This is a genomic window from Ethanoligenens sp. (genome assembly GCF_047718355.1).
GTDB lineage: Bacteria > Bacillota > Clostridia > Oscillospirales > Ethanoligenentaceae > Ethanoligenens.
In genome coordinates this window covers 23,584-32,838 of the sequence record NZ_JBDNLG010000019.1, presented here as the reverse complement: position 1 = coordinate 32,838, position 9,255 = coordinate 23,584, and the positions used below count along the sequence as shown (strand labels likewise).

At 51.2% G+C, this 9,255-nt stretch carries 8 protein-coding genes; 1 reads left to right on the top strand and 7 read right to left on the bottom strand.

Annotated features, from left to right (window positions below; all coding sequences use genetic code 11):
• Positions 1–62: 62 nt before the first annotated feature.
• Positions 63–290: a hypothetical protein gene (locus ABF463_RS04810; protein ID WP_415532421.1), complete on the top strand. Its 228-nt coding sequence runs from the start codon at positions 63–65 to the stop codon at positions 288–290.
• Here the strand turns inward: ABF463_RS04810 and urtE are convergent.
• From urtE to ABF463_RS04775, 7 genes are all read right to left on the bottom strand, one after another.
• Positions 287–979: an urea ABC transporter ATP-binding subunit UrtE gene (gene urtE, locus ABF463_RS04805; RefSeq protein ID WP_415532420.1), complete on the bottom strand. Its 693-nt coding sequence runs from the start codon at positions 977–979 to the stop codon at positions 287–289. The two genes, ABF463_RS04810 and urtE, sit on opposite strands and share 4 nt — an antisense overlap.
• Entirely contained in the window at positions 963–1,730 is a 768-nt protein-coding gene (gene urtD, locus ABF463_RS04800; protein WP_415532419.1) for an urea ABC transporter ATP-binding protein UrtD, read from the bottom strand. Before urtD ends, urtE begins: the two co-directional genes overlap by 17 nt.
• Positions 1,731–1,752: 22 nt before the next feature.
• Complete coding sequence (urtC, locus tag ABF463_RS04795) at positions 1,753–2,838, bottom strand: urea ABC transporter permease subunit UrtC (RefSeq protein ID WP_415532427.1); 1,086 nt, start codon at positions 2,836–2,838, stop codon at positions 1,753–1,755.
• Positions 2,834–3,739, bottom strand: a complete 906-nt coding sequence (urtB, locus tag ABF463_RS04790; RefSeq protein WP_415532418.1) for an urea ABC transporter permease subunit UrtB — start codon at positions 3,737–3,739, stop codon at positions 2,834–2,836. Before urtB ends, urtC begins: the two co-directional genes overlap by 5 nt.
• Positions 3,740–3,887: 148 nt before the next feature.
• The gene (gene urtA, locus ABF463_RS04785) at positions 3,888–5,081 is read right to left on the bottom strand and encodes an urea ABC transporter substrate-binding protein (RefSeq protein WP_415532426.1); all 1,194 of its coding nucleotides are present in this window, start codon (positions 5,079–5,081) and stop codon (positions 3,888–3,890) included.
• Positions 5,082–5,495: 414 nt separating this feature from the next.
• Positions 5,496–6,575, bottom strand: a complete 1,080-nt coding sequence (locus tag ABF463_RS04780; RefSeq protein ID WP_415532417.1) for a response regulator transcription factor — start codon at positions 6,573–6,575, stop codon at positions 5,496–5,498.
• Between the two features lie 5 nt (positions 6,576–6,580).
• On the bottom strand, positions 6,581–9,217 hold the full coding sequence (locus ABF463_RS04775) for an ATP-binding protein (protein WP_415532416.1): 2,637 nt from the start codon (positions 9,215–9,217) through the stop codon (positions 6,581–6,583).
• Positions 9,218–9,255 lie beyond the last annotated feature (38 nt).

Sequence of the window (9,255 nt, the reverse complement as noted above, 5' to 3'; positions counted from 1 at the left end):
TTTTCTTGTATAATAAATAAACTATCTGCATAAGCCCCATCTGCATGTTCAATGAGAACGCATTGAACATGCAGATTTTTTATACGACAACGGCAACTCCAATCCAGAAGGCGGGAATAAAATCAGGAACACAGCGTGCACGGCAAGAATACATTCATCCCACCCTATGGCAGGATGGCTTTGGCAACCATGTCGCAAAAATGCCGCACGGCAAGTTCCGCGCGGCATCAAAAAGATTCTTTCTGTTCAATCCAGTCAACCAAAAAATCCGTAAAAACAAACCTTACTAAATAGCAATGTGTTTTTTGACTTCATTCACATTGATTTGGTCCACCGGCCCATCGAGCACAATGCTCCCTTTTTCCATCACGTAACAATAATCAGCGATCTCAAGAACAAATTCGAGGTATTGCTCGACGATAAAAATCATCATATCTCCTTCGTTCTTTAGCCTTGTAATGACACGGCCGATATCCTGAATGATTGAGGGCTGGATGCCTTCCGTTGGTTCATCCAAAATCAGTAATCTGGGTTGAGACATCAGCGCACGGGCAATCGCCAACTGCTGCTGCTGACCGCCGCTCAAATCGCCGCCTTTGCGTGAGAGCATGGCTTTAAGAACCGGAAACAGCTCGAATATCCGATCCTCAATCTTTCCATTGCCGCCGCGCACTTCCAAACCCAGCAATAAGTTTTCCTCTACGGTCATTTGCGGGAAAATATCACGCCCTTGTGGAACATACCCAATGCCGGCTCTTGCCCGCTGATAGGTAGACAGCTTTGTGAGATTGGTATCGTCCAACGAAACAAGCCCTTGGCTCACCTTGATCAAGCCCATGATGCTGCGCAGTAAGGTGGTTTTACCAACACCATTGCGTCCCAAAAGGCAAACAATCTTTCCCTTTTCCGCTTGCAGATCGACCCCTGTCAACACTTCCCCATCGCCGTAGCCTGCGTGCAGGTCATGGATTTTCAGCATGTTTCTCCTCACTTCCCCGTCCCAGATAAACTTCAATGACACGCGGGTCACTCTGCACCGTTTCCATCGGCCCTTCACACAGAACCTGCCCTTCGTGCAAAACGGTCACCCGGCTGGAAAAATTGCGGACAAACTCCATGTCATGCTCAACCACAATCACGGCGCACGTCTTGGACACCTCTCTGAGCAGATTGCCCGTCATCTCCGTCTCTGTACGACCCATACCGGCTACCGGCTCGTCCATTAGCAGAAGTTCATGCCCGTTTACCAGCAGCATTGCAATTTCCAGCCATTGCTTCTGTCCATGCGAGAGCGTGCCCGCCACCGTCTGCTCCAAACCGGAAAGCCCCGTTTTTTCCAACACTGTTCGGATGTGCTCTTTCTCATCGCGTGTGATTTTACTAAAAACAGAAGCAAATAACGATTTACTGTGCACAACCGCCAGTTCCATATTCTGATAAACCGTCAGACTGACAAAGACAGACGGCACTTGGAATTTGCGTCCAATACCGGTTTTGACAATTTCATACTCTTGTTTTCCCAGAATATTCTCGCCTTTAAACAGCACCCGCCCGGAGACCGGTTTTGTTTTTCCGCAAATGACATCCAGCAGTGTCGTTTTACCAGCGCCATTCGGACCTATAAAAAACCGCAGTTCGCCTTTTTCCACCGAGGTGCTCACATGTTGTACGGCTTTAAATCTGTCAAAAGTAACGGATATATCATCCAGTTGCAAAATGCTTTCGCTCATGGTGTTCTCCTTCCATGCGCCGTCAAGATTTCACGGCTTTGCCGGATACCGTTTTCTTTCCGGCAAAGAGCTTTTTCACCCATCCTGCAAGACCGTTCGGCATAAACAGGACCACGGCGATAAAAGCAAAACCAATAAAATACGACCATGCATCCGGGAATGTGTCACTGATGCCGCTCTTGAGGGTGTTGACAAGGATCGCACCGATCACAGCGCCAATCAGGCTGCCTTTGCCACCGATCGCCACCCAGATTACCATTTCAATGGACGGCGTGATACCCATTTCTGTTGGGGAGATAATACCGACCTGTGGGAAATAGATTGCGCCCGCCACACCCGCCAGCAGAGCGGAAATGCAATATACCATTACCTTATAGCTGGTGGGATTATAACCGGAATACCGCACGCGGTTTTCACCATCTCGGATGGCAACCAGCACACGGCCCGTGCGTCGTTTGACAAGCATATGGCAAAACAGAAACGCCGCAACCAGCAATATAAGCGCCACATAATAAAGCCCGACTTTTGTCATGTTGTCCGCAAGCGGATGTCCAAAAATCGTTTTGGCATCGGTGATGCCGTTGGTGCCGCCTGTATACGCCTGCTGCGCCACAAACAACACGCTGAAAATCACGGCGAGCGCCTGCGATAGAATTGAAAAATACACGCCTTGTATACGGTTTTTAAACGTCAGATAACCAATGATGAACGCCAGCACCGTTGGCACAACAATCACCATCGCCATGGCAAAGGGGGCGTTCACAAACGGTTTCCAGAACCATGGAAGATGTGTAAGCCCGCTCCAAGACATAAAATCCGGCAGTTTGCCGTGGGAGGTTTCCAGCTTGAGGTACATCGCCATACAATAGGCGCCAAGGCCGAAATACACACCATGCCCCAGACTTAGGATACCGGTATAGCCCCAAATCAGGTCAATCCCCAGTGCAAGAATTGCATACGCAATAAATTTGCCAAGTAGATTGACGCGAAACCCATTTAAAAATAAAGGAGCGGCTGCTAAAAGCAGGGCGACAACAAAAAAGATCAGCAACCGTTTTTCGCCCATAACCCGATGTAAAGATTTCAATTTGCGCACCTCCCGCTTAATCATCCAGCGCACGGCTGTTGATCGTGAACAGGCCTTTCGGCTTCCATTGCAGGAAGGCGATGACCACGGCGAATATTAAAACTTTCGCCATAGATGTATTGGTCAGGAACTCAAAGGCCGTTCCGCCCACACCAATAATACCGGCTCCCGTTACTGTACCGATCAAGCGCCCGACACCGCCGAGCACAACCACCATAAATGTATCCACAATATAATTGGTGCCAAGGGTCGGGCCGATGGAACCAAGCAATGTCAATGCGCATCCGGCGATACCCGCCAGACCGGAGCCCAAGGCAAACGTGTAGGCATCCACCTTGCGCGCCGGAATACCCAAGCTTGCCGCCATATCGCGGTTCTGCATCACGGCGCGGATGCGGCGGCCATAACTCGTGTGATAAAGCAGCAGGTAAACAGCTGCAAGGCAAATAATGACCAGCAAAAGGATGAACAGCCGCTTGTACGGCATGACGAACCCATTAAAAACCGTGACGCTGCCGTTGAGCCAACCAGGGCTGCGCACATCCACATTCGGCGCACCGAAAATATTGCGCGCCAGTTGCTGCAAAACCAGGCTGACTCCCCAGGTTGCAAGCAGGCTGTCCAGCGGTCTTCCGTACAAATGACGGATGACAAGGATCTCCAATACCAAGCCGAAAAGCCCCGCCACCACAAACGCAATCGGGATGGCTACCAAAAAATAAATAGAAAATGCACCGCTCCAAAAGCGCAAAAAGATATTTTGTACCAAAAAAGTTACATAAGCGCCCACCATGATAAACTCACCATGCGCCATGTTGATAACTTTCATCAGCCCGAACGTAATGGCAAGACCAAGGGCTGCCATCAGATAAATGGAGCTGACACTGATACCGTTAAAAATCTGTGTAACATAAGTTCCCATGAATCAACCACCCTTTCGCCATCCTCCATTGCGGGAACACTCTCCCAATAAAATGGAAGAGCATTCCCGCAGTGGAGCCGGCAAGTTTTTGTCGGTTCCACTGTTTGGTAACGGTACTGCCGCATGGCAGCACCTCCGTTGTCTATGTTCAGCTCAAGCCTTTTGCCCATGCATATGTTTTCAAATAAGGATCTGGGGTAACCGGAGACGGTGTGCTCCAAACTTCCTTGATAGAACCGTCGTCCTGCACCTGACCGACGCGCACTGTCTTGGAAATATGTTGGTTGTCGCCATCAATGGTGATTGTGCCTTCCGGCGCTTGGAATTGCAGTCCCTTTGCCGCCGCCTTTACTTTGGCAACGTCGGTGGAACCTGCTTTTTCCACTGCTTTCGACCAGAGGTATACTGCATCATAACCGGCCTCAATCGGGTCATCGGTCACGCGGTTGGCACCGTATTTCGCTTTGTAGTCCTTGACAAACGTTGCGTTTTCCGGTGTGTCAGTGGTTTGATAGTAGTTCCACGAGACATATTGACCGGCCATGTTGGAAGCACCGATACCTTTGACTTCTTCTTCCGCGATGCTCACAGAAAGCGTGGGCATATCGGCAGCGGAAATACCCGCATCATGCAGCTGTTTGAAAAAGGCGACGTTGCTGTCACCGTTGAGGGTGTTGAATACAACGTCCGGTTTTGCCGCTTTAATCTTGTTGATGATGGTGCTGTAATCCGTATTGCCCATCGGCGTATATTCCTCACCGACGACCGTACCGCCTTCAGCCTGAAGCTGTGCCTTGATGATTTTGTTGGCTGTGCGGGGGAACACATAGTCCGAGCCGAGCAGGAAGAATTTCTTTTTATTGTTTTTCAGCAGCCATTCCACAGCCGGTACGATCTGCTGATTTGGCGCCGCGCCGGTGTAAAAGATGTTCGGTGAGGATTCCATGCCCTCATACTGAACCGGATACCAGAGCAGACCGTTGTTCTGCTCCACAACCGGGAGCACGGCCTTGCGGCTTGCGGATGTCCAGCAGCCGAAAATCGTGGCAACTTTATCGTTTTGCAAAAGTTCTTTTGCTTTTTCCGCGAACGTTTGCGGATCAGACGCGCCATCCTCTGCAACGGGGACGATTTTTTTGCCTAACACGCCGCCTTTTGCATTGATCTCATCGATTGCCATCAATTCCGCGTCCCGTACCGAGACCTCACTGATTGCCATCGTGCCACTCAAAGAATGCAGAATGCCAACTTTAATGGTGTTGCCGGATTGGGTAGACGCAGCCGAAGACGCGCTGGACGAACCGCCGCCCAAAGCAGAGCCGCTGCAGCCTCCCAGCGACATGACCAGTACGCCGGCCATAACCAACAGCGCCGTCAACTTGGCCATAGGGTGTGCCTTGTTTACTTTCATAATGTTTCTCCCTCTCATTGCAATGGGGGCGCGTAGACCTCGCGCAGCGGTATACCCTAAAAACAGAAAAAAGGCGCATCCGCACCAGCCCCTATAATGGGACTTCTGTGCGTATGCGCCTTTGCATCGCTGCTACATATCCGTGCGGTTTTCATGTCTGCCGACTGTCTACCGCGCCCTTGTGTTCTTTTACTATACAGGAATGCCGTGTAAATGTAACCCGGACAAATCCGCCATTTTGCCAGAAAAAAAAGCAGAATTGCGGGTCATACCCATACAATTCTGCAAAAACCCATTATATTACAACTTTTTATTTAAAAATTGCATAAACCGCGCACATATCATTCATACATTTACATGCATATTGCGATATTGCACCGGCGTCAACCCGGTGTACTCCTTAAAGATTCGACAGAAGTAATCCGTATCCGCGTACCCCAGCTTTTCACTCAATTCGTAGTTCTTATAATCGTCCGAGCGCAGCAGGTATTTGGCCTGCTCTAATTTAACTGCGGTGACAAACGCGCTAAAATGCCGTCCGGTCTTGCGATAAAATAATTTTCCCACATAATCCGGCCGCAAATGTACCACTTCCGCCACCATTTGCAAGGTGAGTGTCTGCTCTGCATGATCGAGCACGTAGGCGCATATTTTGCGCACGGTGCTTTCTGAGCATCCCAACTCATACTTACGGACCAAATCGGACAGGCGAACAATCTGATCAAGAAACAGTGCTTTGGCCTCCTCCTCCCCCATGCCAACACGGAACAGACCCGCAAAATGGACATCTTCCACCGTAGCAACAAACGAGCTGGCCGACAACACCCGCGCAGCCGTTTGACTGAGCACCAGTTCCAACAGTCCGCTTGTCTTTACATCCGAACCGCCGAAAGCCGAATATGCTTCATGGAATGCGCGTTCTACCGCACGGGCGGCATCCTCGTTTCTGTTTTCCAATAATGCGGCGGACAGTTCCCGCACTTCCTCCTGCGGGACATACAATGTTAAGATATCAGCCGCTTGTATTTTACGGCTTTCTGCCTGCGTACGTTCCTCCAAGTGCGCCTGCACACGGGCAAGCAATTCATCCATCGCCGTCTCATCCAGCGGCTTGAGCAAATAATCAAACGCCCCCAGCCGAATTGCCTCCTGTGCGTGGGGAAAATCCCCAACGGTACTTAAAAATACCACGGTGCATCCCAGTTTCTGCTTTGCAACCTCCTGCACCAATTCTATGCCGTCCATCCCCGGCATCTTAATATCGGACAGCAGCAAATCCACTGTGTCGTTTTTTAAAAGACGCAGCGCTTCACGCCCGTCCTCCGCCTGCCCCACAATGCTAAAACCTTGTTTTTTCCACCCTTTATAGCGCCGCAGCATATAGAGCATAGCACGGTCGTCATCCACCAGCATCACCTTATACACGGTGTTTACCCCTCCTGCCTTTTGCCCCGCAGTAATTCTGCCGCTTCGTCAAACCGGTATGCCTCCAGCGCCTTTTCAAATGTTTCCATTTGGTCTCCAAGGCATTTGGACAGCGCTCCGCGATACGAGCGGCAAAGTGCCAACGCTTCCATATCTCCCGCATCCAGCAGATCAAACAATGGGGCCGGTAGTTCGGCATCTGTCGGCGCCGACGGTACTTCCTCCTGCAACGGAGATTGCGCCAGCCAGTGCTCCGCCTGCTCTTTTGCCTGCCGCAGAGAGGCACATAGCGCGTCCGGAGAAACCTGCATCCCCGCATCCACAGCTTTTAGGTAGTCTTTAGCCGCCTGCGCCAGTTTGTCCGCGCCGATGTAGCCCGCAGTCCCCTTTATATCGTGAGCAAGCGCACGATTACCGCCGGTTTCCGACGCCCGCAGACGTTCCTCTCCATCGGCATAATGTGCCATAAATTTGCGCAGGATATCCCGGTAATGTGACCTGTCTCCGCCCAGTCGACGCACTGCGCCGTCTACGTTTAGAATATCCTCACCATGTACGGCATCGTCTGGCGCTTTTTCAAGCGCAGGTTGCACCTCCGCCGAGAAATAGCCGGCCAACACCCGTGCAAGCTTCTGTGCGTCCAACGGCTTGGTCAGGCAGTCGTCCATACCCGCGGCTCTGGCACGCACGGCGACCTCATCTACCGCGTCTGCGGACAACGCCACAATACGTATATCCAGACCCGCCGCGCGGATACGCCGCGCCACCTCATAGCCGTCCATTTCCGGCATACGGATATCGGTCAGCACCACATCATAAGCGGTTTGCAGCGCCTTTTTTACAGCGGCGGCTCCGCCGTCAGCAGTTTCTACCATCATGCCCATATTGGAAAGGATTTCCGTCGTCATTTCCCGGTTGATCGCATTATCCTCCACGATCAAAACGCGCTTGTCATTCAGTACAGAAAGCCCCTGTGTGGATTCTTCGGCCTGAACCGGCGCGGAGGATGCGGGTAAACACGCTGTAAAGAAAAAAGAAGAGCCTTTTCCCCGCTCGCTCTCTACCGTAATCTCTCCTTCCATGTTTGCCGCAATACGGCGGCTAATTGCTAAACCCAGCCCTGTCCCGCCGTATTTTCGCGTGGTAGAAGCATCCGCTTGAGTAAATGCCTGAAAGATCCGCTTTTGTTCTTCCGCCGAGATGCCAATGCCTGTATCTGTCACGCGAAAGCAAAGCATGTCCGGTTTTTCTGTACCATATACGTGGATGTCTACACGGCCTTTGGCTGTAAATTTCACGGCGTTGGCTGTCAGGTTAAGCACGACTTGACGCACACGCGTCGGGTCGCCATATACATACGACGGTACATTATCCGCTATGTACAAGCCCAAAGCCAGCCCCTTCCGCATCGCCTCGACCTCCAGCATAGCACAGATATCTTCCAACACGGTTCTCAAACCAAAGGGGATGCACTCCATGGATAACTTTCCCGCCTCTATTTTGGTAAAATCTAAAATATCACTCACAATAGAAAGCAGATTTTTAGCCGAGGTATTGATGCGGGAAACATAGCGCTCCTGCTTCTGCGCCAGAGCGGTGTGTTCCAACATACCGCCATAACCGATGATTGCGTTGATTGGCGTTCGGATCTCATGGCTCATGTTGGCCAAAAACTCACTTTTGGCATGGTTGGCGCGCTCCGCTTCCTCTTTAGCGGCACGCATGGTCTGCTCGGCATGACGGCGCAGCCCCAATTCGTTTTGAAACGAATGGTACAGCGCATTGAAATTCTGCGCCAGCATACGGATTTCCATTGTGCCGTGCGGTGAGAGATAAAAACCATTGCTGTTCAGATCAAGCGCGTGCAGGCGGTGTGCATATTCCTGTATCGGTTTGGTCACCAGTCGGAAAAACAAATACAGAATGCAGGCAATCGCCACCAAAATAATCACCGACAGCACCATTTGCACGGCGGCGGCACGGCCTGTCCGCATCTGTGCGTCACGCATTTCCGTGTTGAGCCTTGCGTTCATCACGGTCTGAAACCGGGCAATAGGAGACGTGATATTTTTCTTGGCAAGGTCATATTGGTCATCAAACATGATGGTCCGTGCCTTTTCCATCTTCTGTGCGGGGGAAAGCGCCTCATCGGCGGGTGGAAGCACATAACTTGCCACTTCCGGCTGGGTGATCGTTTTTACATTCATGCTCTCCAGCACCAGACGCATGGAGTGCCTTTCAGTCTCCACAAGATCATCAGAATGCTGTTTGGCCTCAGCCAGAAGATTCCGTTCTACAGGCGAGGGGTCGCTCTTTTTCAACTTCTCAATGACAATATCCCGTGTGCGGGTGACATTGATTTCCGTCCAATAATTCGTCATGTGCTGCACGTTGCCGGTTATGGCGAATTTGCGTGCTTCGTCCGTCAGGTAATCCGAAGCAGTGTCCAGGCTTTCCCCCATCTGTTTAAACTGTGCGCGACGGGTTTCCGCCTGCTGTTCCGCCAGGACACTCTGATTCATATAAATCCCGTCCCCGACCAGCAGCAGCGCAATGCCCACGAACACCAGCAAAATCCACCAATTGATGGTGGATTGGCGGATTCCGTGTGCCGATAGATGTTGTTTGAACCGTTTAAGCATAAAAAAATACACCTCCAAATGAAGATGCCCCATTGCAT